The organism is Rhodococcus phenolicus, from assembly GCF_001646785.1.
In the GTDB taxonomy this organism is placed as follows: domain Bacteria; phylum Actinomycetota; class Actinomycetes; order Mycobacteriales; family Mycobacteriaceae; genus Rhodococcus; species Rhodococcus phenolicus.
In genome coordinates this window covers 26,500-43,152 of record NZ_LRRH01000051.1, presented here as the reverse complement: position 1 = coordinate 43,152, position 16,653 = coordinate 26,500, and the positions used below count along the sequence as shown (strand labels likewise).

Genomic DNA, 16,653 nt, shown 5'->3' with positions numbered 1-16,653 from the left:
GCCGGGCACGGCATACCCGGCCGCCGACAGTGAGGACATCCATGCCCACTCTTGCCACCAAGAAGCTCACCGACGACATCGGCGTCGAGATCCTCGACGTCGGCGTCGAGCGTCTGCTCACCGACGACACCGTGCCCGGTGCGCTTCTCGACCTACTCGAGGAGCACAGCGTCATCCTGTTCCGGGAACTGCACATCGACGATGACGCGCAGGTGAAGTTCTGCCGCCGTCTCGGCGAACTCGCGCTGTTCCCGAAGTACCGGATCCCCGAGATCATGGAGATCAGCTTCGAGCCGGACAACCCGAACAAGGAGTACTTCGCGAGCAACGACTACTGGCACATCGACGGAGCGCTCGACGAGATCCCCGCCAAGGCGTCGGTCCTCACCGCCCGGGTCACCGCTGCCGAGGGCGGCGAAACCGAGTTCGCGAGCACCTACGCGGCGTACGACGCGTTGACCGATGAGGAGAAGGAGTACTTCTCGACGCTGCGCGTGGTGCACACGTTCGAGGCGATCCAGCGCCTCACGTACCCGGATCCGACCCCCGAGCAGATCGAGGAGTGGGCGTCACGCGCGGTGCGGGAGCTGCCGCTGGTCTGGGAGCACGATTCGGGGCGGCGTTCACTGGTGTTCGGAGCAACCACCTCGCACATCGTCGGACTCGACGTCGAGGACGGCCGCGCCCTTCTCGACGACCTCGAAGCACGCGCCACCGCACCCGATCTGGTGTACCGGCACGAATGGTCCGAAGGCGACATGGTCATCTGGGACAACACCGGCCTCGTGCATCGGGCGTGCCCGTTCGACCGGGACAAGCCGCGCCGGATGCACCGATCGACACTGCTGGGTACGGAGGCGATCAGTTGAGCGGGCGCACTGCGATCGTCACGGGCGGGGGGTCGGGCATCGGCGAGGCCATCGCGCAGCGGCTCGCCGACGAGGGCAACACCGTCGCGGTCCTCGACGTCGATGCCGCGTCCGCCGAGGCGGTGGCGGCCGGCATCGAGGACAACGGCGGCAAGGCACTGGGACTGCGCGTCGATGTCACCGATCGCCACGAGATCGAGTCGGGTGTCGACGAGGTACGCGCTCGGCTCGGCCGGCCCACGATCCTCGTCAACAATGCCGGGCTCACCCTGGATTCGCCGTTCCTCGACGTCACGCCGGAACTGTGGGCGCGTTCGATCGCGATCAACCTCACCGGCACCTTCGACTGCTGTCAGGTGGTGCTGCCGGACATGATCGCCGAGGGATGGGGCCGGATCGTGAACATCTCGTCGTCGAGCGTGCACAGCGGCTCCCCGGGACTGGCGGGTTACGTGTCGGCAAAATCGGGGGTGGTGGGGCTGACGAAGGTTCTGGCGCTCGAATTCGGCAGGCACGGCATCACCGTCAACACGATTCCGCCCGGGTTCATCGACACCCCGATGCTGCGCCGCACCGTCGAGAAGGGTTTCGTCGACCTGGACGCGCAGACCGCCCGGACGCCGGTCGGCCGGATCGGCCATCCCTCGGATGTCGCGGCGGCCTGCGCGTTCCTGGCACGGGAGGAAGCCGGATACATCACCGGCCAGGTGTTCGGGGTCAACGGTGGCCGCAACACATGAGCAGGCCGGCACGGAACGGAAGCGAGGAGCCGACGAGATGACCCGGATACCGCCCCTGCCCGTGGAACAGTGGTCCCCCGAGATGGCCGCGTTCGTCTCGGGGTACCGCTCGTCCGTTGCGAGCGCAGGACCCGAGCAGGGCCGCGCGTCCGGGTCGAACCTGCTCGGCACCCTGGCCCGCTATCCGGAGCTGACGCAGTCGTTCCTGACGTTCAATTCGCACTTGCTGCGCGGAACATCGCTGTCCCCCCGACAACGGGAGCTGCTGGTGCTGCGCGTCGCCGCCCACCGCGGTTCGGACTACGAGTGGGCTCAGCACGTGCTGCTGGCCCGCAGGGCCGGACTCACCGACACCGAGATCGCGCTCGTCGCAGACGATCCCGGTGCCGAACAGTTCTCACCTTCCGAACGGTCGATGCTCGCGGCGGTCGACGAACTGCTCGACGACGGCACGATCGGCGCGCAGACGTGGACGGCACTGTCCACGGAGCTCGACGATCAACAGCTGATGGATCTGGTGTTCACCGTCGGCGCGTACTCGATGCTGGCGATGGCATTGCGCTCGTTCGGGATCGAACCCGAGGACGAGCTCGTCCCCCACCTTCCCGCCGCCGGCAAGACGGTGATGCCACACTGACCGAACGCGTTCACGAGACGCACGCACCCGACTTCGACACCGCGGCGGCGATCGCTGCCGCGCGTGCCCGCTCGACGGTATCGGATCTGCCGGCCGCCCACTCGGTACCTCCCCCGTGGCGGAACTCGACCAGGGTGAGCGTGTCGGTCCCGACGACGGTGTCGTGCACGGCGAGGACCTCGATAAGGTGTTCGTGCAGCGCGATCGTGCCGAACTCCGGATCGGAATCCGGCGCGCCCAAGTAGGCACGGTCGAAGATCTCCCACACCTGCCGTGCCGTGACCTCACCGCCGGACGCGTCGGTGTGTCGTTGCACGTGCCGGGCCAGATCGATCTGCAGGCGTCGCGGCAGGACTGTGCCGAACTCGGTTTCCAGCAGGTACGCGATGCCGCCCTTGCCGGACTGGGAGTTGACCCGGATCACCGCCTCGTACGTCCGGCCGATATCGGCCGGATCGATCGGCAGATAAGGGACCCTCCACTCGATCTCACGCTCGGGCCGGCCCTCCACAGCGGCCCGGGCACGATGCTCGGCGAAGCCTTTCCGGATGGCGTCCTGATGGGTGCCGCTGAAGGCCGTGTGCACCAGGTCTCCGACGTACGGGTGGCGCGAATGCACGTCGATGCGGTTGCAGTACTCGACGGTCCGGCGGATCTCGTCGATGTCGGAGAAGTCGATCATCGGGTCGATACCCTGAGCGTGGAGATTCAGTGCGAGCGTGGCGATGTCGACGTTTCCGGTACGTTCGCCGTTGCCGAAGATGCAGCCCTCGACTCGTTGCGCACCGGCGAGGACCGCGAGTTCCGCGCACGCGATGCCGGTGCCGCGATCGTTGTGCGGGTGGACGGACAGGATCACGCTGTCCCGACGCGCGATGTTCCTGTGCATGTATTCGATCTGGTCGGCGTACACGTTGGGACTCGCGATCTCGACGGTCGCGGGCAGGTTCACGATCACGGGACGGTCGGGGCACGCATCCCACAGTTCCGTCAGGGTGTCGCACAGTTCGAGGACGTAGTCGGGCTCGGTGAGGTTGAAGACCTCCGGGGAGAACTCGAAGCGCACGTTCGGCATGTTGCCGGCGAACGCGAGGACGTCACGCGCACCGGCCAGCACGAGTTCCGTCAGGTCCTCGCGACCGTGCCCGAGGACGACATCCCGCCATATCGGGGCGGTCGCGGTGTACATGTGGATCACCACAGGGTTGGCGATTCCCCGCACAGAGTCGACGGTACGGGCGATCAGGTCGCGGCGTGCGGGTGTGAACACTGCGATCGTGACGTCGGCGGGCGCGATGGCGGTGTCGGCGAGCAGTCGCACGAAATCGAAGTCGGTCTGGGATGCCGACGGGTAGCCGACCTCGATTTCCTTGTACCCCATCGCGATCATCAGCTCGAAGAAGCGCCGTTTGCGCGCGGGGTCCATCGGTTCTGCGAGAGCCTGGTTCCCGTCGCGCAGATCGACGGGAACCCACAGCGGTGCGTGCGTGAGACGCTGGGTCGGCCAGTGACGTTCGCTCACCGGGACGTCGACTCGGGAGTGGACGTCCCGGTAGCGGTGGGACGGCATCTGCGAGCCGCGTTGCCGATTCCACGCCGGGGCATTCGGCGGAACGGGCCCCTCGGGGGTACGGATATTGGGAAAGGTGCTGCCGGTCATGGGTTTTCCTCACAGAAGACGGGGTGACCGGCGCAGGGGTGAGCTCCACGACGGGAGCCGGTCCGGCTACACCCCGTCGTGGCGAAGAAGGAGTCGTCCGCGCACGAGCATGATCCGACTGTAGCAAACTACTCAGACAAGTAGCGCACTGTCTCCTCGGAGTCCCGGCGCGCCGGCCGCACCCGTAGCCGGTCGACGGCGGCGACGATCGACTCGCCGTCGTCGACCGGCAGCAGCGGGAGTCTGACGTTCGGTGTGGAGATCCGGCCGTGCGCGTGCAGCACTGCCTTGATCCCGACCGGATTGGGCGGACCCATCAGCGCGCTCGCCGGGCCGGCGAGCCGATTGCCCAATTCCCGCGCCTGCTCGACCTGCCCCGCACGCCAGAGCCCGAACAATTCGGCGAGTTCGGCCGTGCACACGTTCGCGGTCGCCGCGACGGCCCCCGCCGCTCCCATCGCGAGCAACGGCGAGATCAGCGTGTCCTCCCCCGCGAGCACCGAGAACCCGTCCGCGCACTCGGTGAACAGCCGGGCGGTGTCCGGATCGACGGCACCGACTGCCTGCTTGAGTCCGACGATCCGCGGATGCTCGGACAGGCGCGCGATCGCTTCCCACCCGAGCCGCTGCCCGGTGCGGTCCGGCACGTTGTACAGGACGAGCGGCACAGGGCTGTGATCGGCGAGGTACTCGAAGTGGGCGACGACACCGGCCTCGGACGGGCGGGTGTAGTACGGAACCACCACGAGCGCCGCCGCGGCATCGGTGTCGGCGCCGAGATCGTCGAGGGCGCGCCCGGTCCCGGCGGTGTCGTTCGTTCCGGCGCCGACGATCAGGGGAACCCCGCGGTCGCGGCACACCGCGGCGCAGACCCGGACGACGTCGCGGCGCTCCTGCGCGGTCAACGTGGCCGCCTCGGCGGTGGTACCCAAGGCCACGAGGCCGGCGGCGCCGTCGTCGATCACGGTGTGCGCGAGCCGTTCCAGGTCGGTGCCGGAAAGGTCGCCGGTGGCGGTGAACGGGGTCACGAGCGGGACGAGGATTCCCGAGGGGTGAAAAGTCATACCCCCGAGCCTTATCCCACAAAGCCTGCAGGTCCAGTTACCCTTCGTGATGCGATACGTAAGCTGAACTGATGCTCGATCTCCGCAAACTCCGTCTGCTGCGCGAACTCGCCCATCGCGGCACCATCGCGGCGGTCGCGGCGGCGCTGTCCTACACGCCCTCGGCCGTGTCCCAGCAGCTGTCGGCTCTCGAACGGGAAGCCGGGCGGCCGCTGCTGATCCGCACCGGTCGACGCGTTCGCCTGACCGCGGCCGGGACGGTGCTGGTCGAGCACACCGAGGTGATCCTCGCCGATCTGGAACGAGCATTGGCCGCGCTCGCCGCGAGTGAGACCGGATTGACCGGAACGGTGCGGCTCGGGGCGTTTCCGACCGCGTTGCGGACGATCGTGTTGCCGGCGCTGATCGAACTCGGCCGCACCGAACCGGGTCTCGAACCGACGGTCACGGAGGTCGATCCGGCGGACGTCCCGGACCTGCTGCGCGGCGATCACCTGGACATCGCGCTCGTGCACGAATACGACAACGTGCCGTCGACCATGGGCGCCGGCATCGAACTCGAACCTCTGCTCGACGAAGCGGTGCACCTGGCCTCGACGACCGTCCCGGGCGTCCCGGCCGAGGCCGTGATCGGCAGCCACGCCAACAGCCGATGGATCGTCGGCAATTCCGGGACGCTGTGCCACACGATGGCGGTGCGCAGCTGTCTCAATCAAGGATTCGACCCGCAGGTGGCCCATCGAGTGGACGACTTCGCCACCGTGCTGCAACTGGTCGCCGCGGGTGCCGGAGTCGCGCTCGTGCCCCAGCTCGGGCTCACCGACGTGCCCGACGGCGTCGTGCTCACCGCCCTGCCGATCGGCCGCCGCACCCGCATCGCGTACCGCGCCGGAAGCAGGTCCCAGCCGATTCTCACCGCCGTGGCCGCCGAATTGCACCGGGCAGCGGCGGCGTTTCCGCAACCCGGCTCCGCCACCGGCCGGCCACACGGATCGGCCGTCGCCGACGGGCGGGTCGCACACCGCCGGCGGCCGCCGACGCGCCGACGGGTAGTCTGGGTACGATTCCTCAGACAAGCAGAGAGGGTGCGACCGTGGCGCAGGTCCGGAGACATTCCTTGGCGGACCAGGCCGCCGAACTGTTGCTGGCCCGGATTCGTTCCGGCGAATGGGAACTCGGCGAGCGCCTGCCCGGAGAGACGACCCTCGCCCCGCAACTAGGCGTCGGGCGCTCCACCGTCCGGGAAGCCATCCGGCAACTCGCGGGACACGGTGTGCTCACCACACGGCAGGGTTCGGGGGTCTTCGTGACCGCACTCGACGTCCGCGAGGACTGGGACACAGTGCTGCGCCGCACCGATATCGTCACCGTCCTGGAAGCACGCATCGCCATCGAGACCGAAGCCGCCGCCCTCGCCGCTGCGCGCCGGACCCCGGCCGATCTGCGCGCGATCAGGCGAACCCTCGCCGCCCGAGCGCAGCGCCGCGGGTCCATCGAGGAACACGTCGATGCCGACACCGCCTTCCATCGCAGTGTCGTTGCGGCATCGCACAATCCGATCCTGATCGAGTTGTTCGACGGCTTCACGCCACGGGTGCGGCAGGCCATGATCGAGATGCTCCGGCTCCACGGGGAATGGGGATCGGGCCCCGACCACGACGCGCATGCCCTCCTCGCCGACGCGATCGCCGACCGCGACGATCGCGCCGCAACGGCGTCGAGCCGGGCGCACCTGCTGTTCCTGAAGGAGGCACTGGCGTGACGAGCCCGGTCCTCGCGCTGCGGGACGTGACGTTCCGGCGCAACGGCACGCAGATCCTCCACGGGGTGGATCTCACGGTCCATCGAGGCGAGCACTGGGCGATGCTCGGGCCGAACGGGGCCGGCAAGAGCACGCTCCTCGGGTTCTGCGGCGCTCGCACACACCCCACATCCGGCACCGTCGAGGTCCTCGGACGCAGGCTGGGACGCGTCGACATGCAGGAGCTGCGTCGCGACATCGGCCACGTCGATCCGCGTCATCCGCTGCGCTCGCCGCTGACGGTCACGGATGTCGTCCTCACCGGATTCACCGGGACCGTCGATCTACCGCCGAGGTGGTCGCCGACCGCGGCGGAGCGGGAGCGGGCGGCGGCTCTCGTCGACGAGGTCGGGCTCGGCCCGCGCGACGACGCCGTGTGGCCGACACTGTCCCAGGGCGAGCGAGGCAGAACGCTGATCGCCCGGGCCCTCGCCTCCGATCCCCGGCTCCTCCTTCTGGACGAGGCGACCACCGGCCTCGACGTCGCAGCACGCGAACAGCTGCTCGAGAGCATCGACGCGCTCCGCCGGACCGCGCCCGACCTGGCGTCGATCCTCGTCACCCACCACCTCGAAGAACTCCCCTCGACGACCGATCACGTCGTTGTCGTCGCACACGGCCGAATCCTCCGTGCCGGACCGGTCCAGGAGGTACTGACCACCGAGACGATCAGCACGGCGTTCGAGCACCCGATCGAGGTGGCCCGGACCGACGGACGGTGGGCCGCACGCGCACGCCGTGGTCCGCGGACACCCGTGCCGGCCGCCGCCCATCCGTAAACCACATCACCGAAACACATTCCGCGCAAAGGACGCAAAACTCAACTGCACCAACGGATTCTTCGTATGGTGCGGGCGGCCGACGGATCCCGGGCCGATGTCCGTTCTCGGACAGGCACATTCCCGAACTCCGCCGCACCCAGTCACTTTCACCGGCTAACCATCGGGGACAACCGATGGACATCAGCGTACGATTTCGAGCAGACCGCTCTGCGATCGATGCCGTGGGGCGGGTCCGATTCAGGGTCCCGCACGATCGGGACATCCGGGGGAACAGCCACGCCGGGGGAACAGCAACGCCGTGTCAACGTTTCATCACTCGGGAAGTGATCATCATGCCGGTTACCGAAGAATCCGTCGTCATCTCCCGCCCCGTCTCGGAAGTGTGGGACTTCCTCACCGAGGCGCGCAATTGGCCGTCCTGGGAAACGTCGATCCTCGAATGCGAACAGATCACCGACGGCGAGATCGGAGTGGCACCCGATGGCGCGGGGTCAACCGCCTCCTGGGCAAGCGCGTCGACTGGGTGACCGAGTTCACCGAATACGAACCGCAGAAGCTGATCTCGGGCAAATCCGTGGACGGCAAGGTGGATTTCACCAACACATCGAAACTCGAAGAGACCGACGGTGGCACGCGGTTCACCTATCGCCTCGAGACCGAGAGCGGGCTCGGAGGAATCTTCGGAAAGCTGGCCGACCCCATCGTCAGTGCGGCGTACTCGCGTGTCGTGCGCGCCAGCCTGGACAACCTCGCCGACCTGCTCACCGCAGAAGACTGACGCAGCACCCGGGCGCGTCACCGCACGAGCGGTGCCTGTCCGGACAGGCCCTCAGCCCTCAGCGGCGAGCTGTCCGCAGGCCGCCGCGATCTCCTGGCCGCGGGTGTCGCGCACGGTGCACGAAACGCCCTGTGCCTGGACACGACGCACGAATTCGCGTTCGACATCCTTGGGGCTGGCGTCCCATTTGCTGCCCGGAGTCGGGTTGAGCGGGATCAGGTTCACGTGCACGAGCGGGCCGAGCGCCTTGTGCAGCTTCTTGCCGAGCATGTCGGCACGCCACGGCTGGTCGTTGACGTCGCGGATCAGCGCGTACTCGATCGAGACGCGGCGACCGGTCTTGTCCGCGTAGTAGCGGGCCGCGTCGAGCACCTCCGCGACCGGCCAGCGGTTGTTGACGGGGACCAACGTGTCGCGCAGTTCGTCGTCGGGAGTGTGGAGCGACACGGCGAGTGTGACGTGCAGATCCTCGTCCGCCAGCCGGCGGATCGCCGGGGCCAGCCCGACCGTCGACACGGTCACCGACCGCTGGGACAACCCGAGGCCCTCCGGTGCCGGAGACGTGATCCGACGCACCGCGGCGACGACCCGCTTGTAGTTCGCGAGCGGCTCCCCCATACCCATGAACACCACGTTGGACAGCCGGCCCGGTCCACCGGCGACGTCGCCGTCACGCAATGCGGCAGCGGCGGCTCTGACCTGATCGACGATCTCCGCCGTGGACAGGTTGCGGTTCAGGCCTCCCTGACCGGTCGCGCAGAACGGGCAGGCCATGCCGCACCCGGCCTGGCTGGAGATGCACAGCGTCGCCCGGTCCGGGTAACGCATGAGCACGCTCTCGAGCAGCGTGCCGTCTCCGGCCCGCCACAACGTCTTGCGGGTCTCCCCGCCGTCGCACGCGATGTGCTTGACCGGGGTCAGGAGTGTCGGGAACAACGCCTCGCCGACCTTGTCCCGCATCGCCGCGGGCAGATCCGTCATCTTCTCCGGATCCGCCTCGAGCCGCCCGTAGTACTGGCGGGCGAGCTGATCGGCGCGGAACGCGGGCAGCCCGAGGTCCCGCACCGCCTCACGCCGCTGCTCGGAGTCGAGGTCGGCGAGGTGACGCGGAGGCATACCGCGCTTGGGTGCGTCGAAAACCAGGGGCAGTGAAGAGGCCATAATCACCGATTATCCCATGATGCGAGTGGTGCCCCGGTGTGCGATGGGTAACGGTGATTGCGCCCGGTTCGCCCCGCGGTGCCCGAAAGCGCGGGACCATCGAAGTATGTCCACTCGGATCCGACCCGAACTCGCCCGGTCATGGCTGCTCGTCCCCGGCCACGCAGCGGACCGTTTCGACCCGGCCGCGGCGTCCCGTGCCGATGCGGTCGTTCTCGATCTCGAGGACGCCGTGCCGGCCGCCGACAAGCCGGACGCGCGAGCCGGGGTCGTGGACTGGTTGCGCGGCGGTGGCACCGCGTGGGTGCGGATCAACGACGCCACCACCGCCTTCTGGGCCGACGACCTGGACGCGCTCCGCGCAACGCCCGGACTCGAAGGCGTGATGCTCGCGAAGACCGAGAGCGGCCAGCAGGTCGACGCGACCGCCGACCGACTGCCGGACGGCACCCGGATCCTGGTCCTGATCGAGTCCGCGACGGGACTCGAAGCCGCCCCGGAGATCGCCCGGGCCGACAGCACGTTCCGGCTCGTGTTCGGGAGCGGCGACTTCCGCCGCGACACCGGGGTCGGGGACACACCGCTCGCGCTCGCCTACCCGCGTTCGCGGCTGGTGATCGCGAGCCGGGCCGCGCGGCTGCCCGGACCGATCGACGGGCCGTCCCTGACCGACGACCCCGCCTCGCTCGAGCAGGAAGCGCAGCTGACCCGCTCGATGGGGATGACCGGGAAACTGTGCATGACCCCGGAGCGAGCGCCCTACGCGAATGCGGCGCTCAGCCCGAGCACCGAGGACGTGATCTGGGCACACGACGTGATCGACCGGCTCGGCGAGGATGGGAGCGGCGTCCGGGACGGCAGCGACCTGCCGAAACTGGCGAAGGCGAAGAAGATCACCACCCTGGCCCGGGCGTTCGGTGTCGCCGTCACTCGTCGAGGGAACGCAGGTAGCGGTCGGTGATTCGCCGCTGGACCGCCCGGGCGACCGGTGCGCCCGCACGTGACCACCAGGTGGCGGGCCGAGAGAACGCCCGGATCGTGAGGACCACGGTGTCGTCGCCACACCATTCGACGCCGAAGTACTCCTCCCCCCGCTCGGGATGGCCGTGCAGGGTGCCGTACGCGAATCCGCGACGTCGCGGTTCGTCGACGACGTACACGACCCGGCACGGCGCGGTGATGACGAACGGTCCCCACCGCAACCGGAGGGACACGTGCGCACCGCGCGTGGCGACGGGCGAGTCCGCGGTCACCGCGACACCGGCGCGTCGGTGCAGCTGCCACCCGGCGATCGATTCGGCGGCGCGGCGGAAGGTGCGGTCCCCGGTGCCGATGATGCGGGACCGGACGGTGTGGTCGTAGCCGGTCGGAAGCGGGCCGGCGGTCGCCCCGACCTCCGGATAGGTGAGCCCGCCCGGTCGCGTCACAGTTCCAGGCCCCGTGGTTTCCGGCGGATGTGCAGCCGGTACCGGACGGTCAGGGTGGTGCCGGATGTCTCGCGCACCGCCCGATCCGCGATGCGCGGCGAGAACTCGATGCCCAGGACACGTTCGAGGCCCGCCCGGTCGGGGAACGCCCACTCGGTGTCGATACGTCGCAGATCGAAGCCCTGAGCCGCGAAGAACGCCTCGACAGCGGGCGGGTCGTAGTGCGGGAGGTCCTCGCGCATCCATCGCCCGTAGGGGTGCGCGGTCGCGTCGAGGTCCACGACGGCCAGTGCCCCGCCGGGGCGCAGGACACGCAGGGCCTCGGCGATCCCCGCCCCGCAGCCGGGCCCGAAGAAGTAGGCGGTGCGCGCATGCACCAGGTCGACGCTACTGTCCGGCAGCGGCAGTTTCTCGGCGTCGCCCGGGACGACGGTGATCGTCTCGTCGGCCACGGTGCGCCGGCGGGCGAGGTCGACGAGCGGCGGATGCGGTTCGACACCGATGACGGTGCCCGCGTCCCGCGCGAACATCGGCAGGTGGAATCCGCTGCCGCAGCCGATGTCGAGGACGTCGGCACCCGCCCAGTCCGCGGCCTCCCGCAGCGCCGCGTACACGGCGCCACGGGTGTCCTGGGCGCGGTTCTCCTCCTCGTAGACCGCGGGCCAGTGCCAGATGTTGGGGCTGGCGATCACCCCTCGATCGGCGCGTCGCACGGCCACTACACGAACGCTGCGAGGACCAGCCAGGTGACGAACGCGGACGGCAGGATCGAGTCCAGCCGGTCCATGATGCCGCCGTGGCCGGGCAGCAGAGTGCCCATGTCCTTGATTCCGAGGTCGCGTTTGACCTGCGATTCGATGAGGTCACCGGCGGTCGCGCACAGCACCAGCAGCAGACCGAGCAGCACCCCGACCCACCACGCGGCGTCGAGCATCAACGTCACGGTGAGCACGCCCGCGACGACGCACGCGATCAGCGAACCGGCGAAGCCCTCCCAGGACTTCTTCGGGCTGATCGCGGGGGCCATCGGATGCTTGCCGAACAGCACCCCGGCGGCGTAGCCACCCACGTCCGACGAGACGCACACGATCATGAGGCAGAACACGCGTTGCGCGCCCTGATCCTCGAGCACCATCAGTGTCGCGAACGACGCGAGCAGCGGCAGCCACGCGGCGGTGAAGACGGTCACCGCCGTGTCGCGCAGGTAGTTGTGCGGCTGTGCGGTGAGGCCGCGCTCGAACAGCCGCCAGAGCATGGAGACCACGACTGTGCCCGCGAATGCGGCCAGAACCCCGGTCGGGCCGTAGGGCCAGCCGAGCCAGATCATCGCCTGCCCGCCGGCCAGCAGCGGGATCGGCGGGACGCGGACGTCCGCCTCGCGCAGTCGCTTGGTGACCTCCCACGTCGCGATCGCGATCGCGATCGCGACGACCGCCAGCCACGCGGTCGGCGCGAACAACAGGATGCCGATGACGAGTGCGCCGAGGGCGACGCCCACGCCGATCGCGGCCGGCAGATTCCGGCCGGCCTTGGATGCCTTCTCCGGTGCGGGTGCGTGTTCCGCGGCCGGAGCAGCGGGTGTGATTCCGGCGCTGTCACCGGAATCGAGTGGAAGCTGCGGGCCGGACGGCCCGTCGGCTCGACCCACTGTCAGACCTCCATCAACTCGGCTTCCTTGTGCTTGACCAGATCGTCGATCTGCGCCACGTACTTGGCGGTGGTCTTGTCGAGGTCCTTCTCGGCGCGGGTGACCTCGTCCTCGCCGGCCTCGCCGTCCTTCTGGATGCGGTTCAGCTCGTCCATCGCCTTGCGGCGGACGTTGCGCACCGAGACCTTCGCGTCCTCACCCTTGGACTTGGCCTGCTTGACCAGTTCGCGGCGCCGCTCCTCGGTGAGCTGCGGAACCGAGATGCGGATGATGTTGCCGTCGTTGGTGGGGTTCACGCCGAGGTCCGAGTTGCGGATCGCGGTCTCGATCGCACCGAGCTGCGACGCCTCGTAGGGCTTGACGATCACCATGCGGGCCTCGGGCACGTTGATGCTGGCGATCTGGGTGACCGGCGTCGGCGAACCGTAGTAGTCGACGACGATGCGGTTGAACATGCCGGGGTTGGCCCGACCGGTACGGATGCCGCCGAGGTCGTCCTTGGCCACCGTGACGGCCTTCTCCATCTTCTCCTCGGCCTCGAAGAGGGCTTCATCGATCACGGCAGTTCCTCCATGTTCCGTTGTCCAATCATGACCGTACGAGTGTTCCGATCTTCTCACCGGCGACGGCCCGGGCGATATTGCCCTTGGTCAGCAGGTTGAAGACCATGATCGGCATGTCGTTGTCCATGCACAGGCTGAAGGCCGTGGCGTCGGCGACCCTGAGGTCCTTCTCGATGACCTCGCGATGGGTGATCTCGGTGAACATCGTCGCGTCGGCGTCGACCCGCGGGTCGGCGGAGTAGACACCGTCGACGGCCTTGGCCATGAGCACGACCTCGGCACCGATCTCGAGGGCGCGCTGCGCAGCGGTGGTGTCGGTGGAGAAGTACGGCATGCCCATGCCTGCACCGAAGATCACGACGCGGCCCTTCTCGAGGTGGCGACGGGCACGCAGCGGCAGGTACGGTTCGGCGACCTGCCCCATCGTGATCGCCGTCTGCACGCGCGTGTCGATGCCTTCCTTCTCCAGGAAGTCCTGCAGCGCAAGGGAATTCATGACCGTGCCGAGCATGCCCATGTAGTCCGAGCGGGCGCGCTCGAGGCCGCGCTGCTGCAGTTCCGCACCGCGGAAGAAGTTGCCGCCACCGATCACGACCGCGACCTCGACGCCACTGCGCACGACCTCGGCGATCTGCTGCGCGACCGTCGTCACGACGTCGGGGTCGAGTCCGACCTTCCCACCGCCGAACATCTCGCCACCGAGCTTGAGGAGCACCCGGCGGAAGCCGGGCCGTTCGTGGGCGTGGTCGGACATGGCTCTCCTCTGGTTGGGACGGATCGCGGATCGCGCAGGATCGGCCCTATCATCCTGCCTCATCACCACCGTAGGGCCGAGACCGGGGCGTGAGGGTCACGACCTGGCCGAGCGGGGCCGTGACGCGCCTCGACCCCGCTCGGCGCGAGGCCGGCGGGGTCGAGGAACAGATCGGACTAGCTGGCGCCGACCTCGAAACGAACGAAGCTGGACACCGTGGCGCCGGCCTCGTCGAGGATCGCCTTGACGGTCTTCTTCGAGTCCGTCACCGACGACTGCTCGAGCAGCACGACGTCCTTGAAGAAGCCGTTGACGCGGCCTTCGACGATCTTCGGCAGAGCAGCCTCGGGCTTGCCCTCGGCCTTGGCGGTCTCCTCGGCGATACGACGCTCGTTGGCGACGATGTCCTCGGGAACCTCGTCACGGGTCGTGTACTTGGCCTTGAGGGCCGCGACCTGCATGGCAGCAGCGCGAGCGGCCTCGGCAGCGGCGTCGCCCTCACCGGAGTACGCGACGAGCACGCCGACGGCCGGCGGCAGGTCGGTGGCGCGCTTGTGCAGGTAGACGGCGACCGGGCCGTCGACGACGGCGACGCGGCGCAGCTCGAGCTTCTCGCCGATCTTGGCCGAAAGCTCCTCGACCAGGGCACCGACGGTCTTGCCGTCGACGTCGACAGCCTTGAGGGCCTCGAGGTCGGCCGGGCGAGCCGCAGCAGCCGCGGTGACGATCTTGTCCGCGAGAGCCTGGAACTCGTCGTTCTTGGCGACGAAGTCGGTCTCCGAGTTGAGCTCGATCAGAACGCCGTCCTTGGCGACGACCAGGCCCTCGGCCGTGGAGCGCTCGGCGCGCTTGCCCACGTCCTTGGCGCCCTTGATGCGCAGCTGCTCGACGGCCTTGTCGAAGTCGCCGTCGTTGTCTGCGAGGGCGTTCTTGCAGTCCAGCATTCCGGAGCCGGTGAGCTCACGGAGACGCTTGACGTCGGCGGCGGTGTAGTTCGCCATGGTGAGCGAGCCTCCTGTGTCTGTGAAGGAAAAGTTCATCGGGTGCGGGCGGCACCGGCGCGGGACTGCCCGCAGTGCAACGGCCCCGACCATGATCTCGCGATCGAGCGGTCGGGGCCGTGCAACGGATCAGGCCTCGGGGGCTGCGTCCGCGGCGGGAGCCTCTGCATCGGCGGCCGGGGTGGCCTGCGCGAGCAGCTCCTGCTCCCACTCGGCGAGCGGCTCACCGGCGCCGGCCTCGGGCTTGGCGTCCTTGTCGGCGCTCTGGCCGGCACGGGCCTGCACGCCCTCGGCGACGGCGGACGCGACGACCTTGGTCAGCAGCGCCGCGGAACGGATCGCGTCGTCGTTGCCCGGGATCGGGTAGTCGACGAGGTCCGGGTCGCAGTTGGTGTCGAGGATCGCGATGACCGGGATGTTCAGCTTGCGAGCCTCACCGACGGCGATGTGCTCCTTGTTCGTGTCGACAACCCAGATGGCCGACGGAACCTTGGCCATGTCCCGGATGCCGCCGAGCGTGCGCTCCAGCTTGGTCTTCTCACGCGTGAGCATGAGGATTTCCTTCTTGGTGCGACCCTCGAAGCCACCGGTCTGCTCCATCGACTCCAGCTCCTTCAGGCGCTGCAGGCGCTTGTGGACGGTGGAGAAGTTGGTGAGCATGCCGCCGAGCCAGCGCTGGTTCACGTAGGGCATCCCGACACGGGTCGCCTCTTCCGCGATGGACTCCTGGGCCTGCTTCTTGGTGCCGACGAACAGGACCGTGCCGCCGTGGGCAACGGTCTCCTTGACGAACTCGTAGGCCTTGTCGATGTAGGTCAGCGTCTGCTGCAGATCGATGATGTAGATGCCGTTGCGGTCGGTGAAGATGAACCGCTTCATCTTCGGGTTCCAGCGACGGGTCTGGTGGCCGAAGTGCGCGCCGCTGTCGAGCAGCTGCTTCATGGTAACGACAGCCATAGCTGTGTTCTGCCTTTCGTTTCGGTTGCTGCGGGCACGATGCCCGCCCTGGCGCCCGCATGCCCACCGAACCCTTGCGGGACCAGCCGGTGGCCATGTCCGATGTGCCCGGGAACTCGCAGCACGATCGGCGCGCGGACGCGCGAAGTCGATCTGCGAACGCAGACCGCCCGACTAGTGTACGGCCTGTACCCGCCCGACCGTAAACCGGCCGGTGAACGGCCGTGAGCGTCCTGCCTGTGCATCACGGGCAAGTTGTCCACAATCGCGGACAGCGGTCTGGCCGACTCTCCCCCGACGGGAAATTCTGGGCAGATGAGAATCTTCCGGACGGTCGTCGTCTCGGTCACGGCAACGCTGGCGTGCGGCCCGCCCGCGCACGCCGCGCCGGCCGGCTACGACTGGCCGCTGCAACCCCGGCCCGCGGTCGCCCGACCGTTCGATCCTCCCGAACACGACTGGCTGCCCGGACATCGCGGCGTCGACCTGACCGGATCCGCCGGGCAGGTGGTGCGATCCGCCGCGGACGGCACGGTCGTGTTCGCCGGGGTCGTCGGCGGCAAACCGGTCGTGTCGGTCGACCACGAGGGCGGTCTGCGCACCACCTACGAACCGGTGACCGCGAGCGTGACCCCCGGTCGTCGGGTCGCGCGCGGCGACCGGCTCGGCACCCTCGAGGCGGGACACGAAGGATGTCCGGTCCCGGCATGCCTGCACTGGGGTCTGCGCCGCGATCGGGACGACTACCTCGATCCGCTACCGCTGGTCCGGCCGACCGTCATCCGACTCGAACCGGTCTGAGCCGCGGTGC

17 protein-coding genes and 2 pseudogenes are annotated in these 16,653 nt (G+C 68.7%); 9 read left to right on the top strand and 10 right to left on the bottom strand.

The genetic code is table 11. The features are described 5' to 3' along the window. The first annotated feature begins 41 nt into the window (after positions 1-41). Genes A8G15_RS31845 through A8G15_RS14530 form a run of 3 tightly spaced genes read left to right on the top strand, consistent with a single transcriptional unit; the run spans position 42 to position 2,246 of the window. Positions 42-869: a TauD/TfdA dioxygenase family protein gene (locus A8G15_RS31845; protein WP_068160617.1), complete on the top strand. Its 828-nt coding sequence runs from the start codon at positions 42-44 to the stop codon at positions 867-869. Then, positions 866-1,609, top strand: a complete 744-nt coding sequence (locus A8G15_RS14535; protein WP_068160608.1) for an SDR family NAD(P)-dependent oxidoreductase — start codon at positions 866-868, stop codon at positions 1,607-1,609. The genes A8G15_RS31845 and A8G15_RS14535 overlap by 4 nt, the downstream gene beginning before the upstream one ends. A gap of 37 nt (positions 1,610-1,646) precedes the next feature. Then, positions 1,647-2,246 carry a carboxymuconolactone decarboxylase family protein gene (locus tag A8G15_RS14530; protein WP_068160740.1) on the top strand — a complete coding sequence of 200 codons (600 nt, stop codon included), beginning with the start codon at positions 1,647-1,649 and terminating at the stop codon, positions 2,244-2,246. A gap of 10 nt (positions 2,247-2,256) precedes the next feature. Here A8G15_RS14530 and A8G15_RS14525 read toward each other — a convergent pair whose 3' ends face one another. After that, positions 2,257-3,906, bottom strand: a complete 1,650-nt coding sequence (locus tag A8G15_RS14525; RefSeq protein WP_068160605.1) for a 2-isopropylmalate synthase — start codon at positions 3,904-3,906, stop codon at positions 2,257-2,259. 128 nt (positions 3,907-4,034) lie between these two features. Next, positions 4,035-4,970: a 4-hydroxy-tetrahydrodipicolinate synthase gene (gene dapA, locus A8G15_RS14520; RefSeq protein WP_068160602.1), complete on the bottom strand. Its 936-nt coding sequence runs from the start codon at positions 4,968-4,970 to the stop codon at positions 4,035-4,037. 71 nt (positions 4,971-5,041) lie between these two features. Here dapA and A8G15_RS14515 point away from each other — a divergent pair. The 4 genes and pseudogenes from A8G15_RS14515 to A8G15_RS14500 form a co-directional block, all read left to right on the top strand. Beyond that, positions 5,042-5,926: pseudogene (locus A8G15_RS14515) on the top strand (LysR family transcriptional regulator); the annotation flags it as partial. Positions 5,927-6,063: 137 nt separating this feature from the next. After that, a complete protein-coding gene (locus A8G15_RS14510; RefSeq protein ID WP_068160599.1) occupies positions 6,064-6,732 on the top strand; it encodes a FadR/GntR family transcriptional regulator in 669 nt (222 codons plus the stop codon). Then, complete coding sequence (locus A8G15_RS14505; RefSeq protein ID WP_068160596.1) at positions 6,729-7,550, top strand: ABC transporter ATP-binding protein; 822 nt, start codon at positions 6,729-6,731, stop codon at positions 7,548-7,550. Before A8G15_RS14510 ends, A8G15_RS14505 begins: the two co-directional genes overlap by 4 nt. Positions 7,551-7,885: 335 nt before the next feature. Beyond that, positions 7,886-8,331 (top strand): annotated as a pseudogene (locus tag A8G15_RS14500) (SRPBCC family protein). Between the two features lie 51 nt (positions 8,332-8,382). Here the strand turns inward: A8G15_RS14500 and rlmN are convergent. Next, entirely contained in the window at positions 8,383-9,492 is a 1,110-nt protein-coding gene (gene rlmN, locus A8G15_RS14495) for a dual-specificity RNA methyltransferase RlmN (RefSeq protein ID WP_068160588.1), read from the bottom strand. Between the two features lie 106 nt (positions 9,493-9,598). Between rlmN and A8G15_RS14490 the strand changes: the two genes are divergently transcribed. After that, complete coding sequence (locus A8G15_RS14490) at positions 9,599-10,453, top strand: HpcH/HpaI aldolase/citrate lyase family protein (protein ID WP_068160586.1); 855 nt, start codon at positions 9,599-9,601, stop codon at positions 10,451-10,453. Here the strand turns inward: A8G15_RS14490 and A8G15_RS14485 are convergent. The 7 genes from A8G15_RS14485 to rpsB form a co-directional block, all read right to left on the bottom strand. Further along, positions 10,419-10,919 (bottom strand): DUF1990 domain-containing protein, encoded by a 501-nt coding sequence (locus tag A8G15_RS14485; protein ID WP_068160583.1) that lies wholly within the window; start codon positions 10,917-10,919, stop codon positions 10,419-10,421. The genes A8G15_RS14490 and A8G15_RS14485 overlap by 35 nt on opposite strands. Then, positions 10,916-11,611, bottom strand: a complete 696-nt coding sequence (locus A8G15_RS14480) for a class I SAM-dependent methyltransferase (protein ID WP_068160738.1) — start codon at positions 11,609-11,611, stop codon at positions 10,916-10,918. The genes A8G15_RS14485 and A8G15_RS14480 overlap by 4 nt, the downstream gene beginning before the upstream one ends. A gap of 26 nt (positions 11,612-11,637) precedes the next feature. Continuing rightward, a complete protein-coding gene (locus A8G15_RS14475; RefSeq protein WP_425415094.1) occupies positions 11,638-12,573 on the bottom strand; it encodes a phosphatidate cytidylyltransferase in 936 nt (311 codons plus the stop codon). Next, a complete protein-coding gene (gene frr / locus A8G15_RS14470) occupies positions 12,570-13,127 on the bottom strand; it encodes a ribosome recycling factor (protein WP_068160580.1) in 558 nt (185 codons plus the stop codon). Before frr ends, A8G15_RS14475 begins: the two co-directional genes overlap by 4 nt. 28 nt (positions 13,128-13,155) lie before the next feature. Then, positions 13,156-13,884 (bottom strand): UMP kinase, encoded by a 729-nt coding sequence (pyrH, locus tag A8G15_RS14465; protein ID WP_068160568.1) that lies wholly within the window; start codon positions 13,882-13,884, stop codon positions 13,156-13,158. A 176-nt stretch (positions 13,885-14,060) separates the two neighbouring features. Continuing rightward, on the bottom strand, positions 14,061-14,885 hold the full coding sequence (gene tsf, locus A8G15_RS14460) for a translation elongation factor Ts (protein ID WP_068160566.1): 825 nt from the start codon (positions 14,883-14,885) through the stop codon (positions 14,061-14,063). Between the two features lie 129 nt (positions 14,886-15,014). Further along, positions 15,015-15,842, bottom strand: a complete 828-nt coding sequence (rpsB, locus tag A8G15_RS14455) for a 30S ribosomal protein S2 (RefSeq protein ID WP_068160563.1) — start codon at positions 15,840-15,842, stop codon at positions 15,015-15,017. A 315-nt stretch (positions 15,843-16,157) separates the two neighbouring features. Here rpsB and A8G15_RS14450 point away from each other — a divergent pair, with 315 nt between their 5' ends. After that, positions 16,158-16,643, top strand: a complete 486-nt coding sequence (locus tag A8G15_RS14450) for a M23 family metallopeptidase (protein WP_068160558.1) — start codon at positions 16,158-16,160, stop codon at positions 16,641-16,643. The last annotated feature ends 10 nt before the right edge of the window (positions 16,644-16,653 follow it).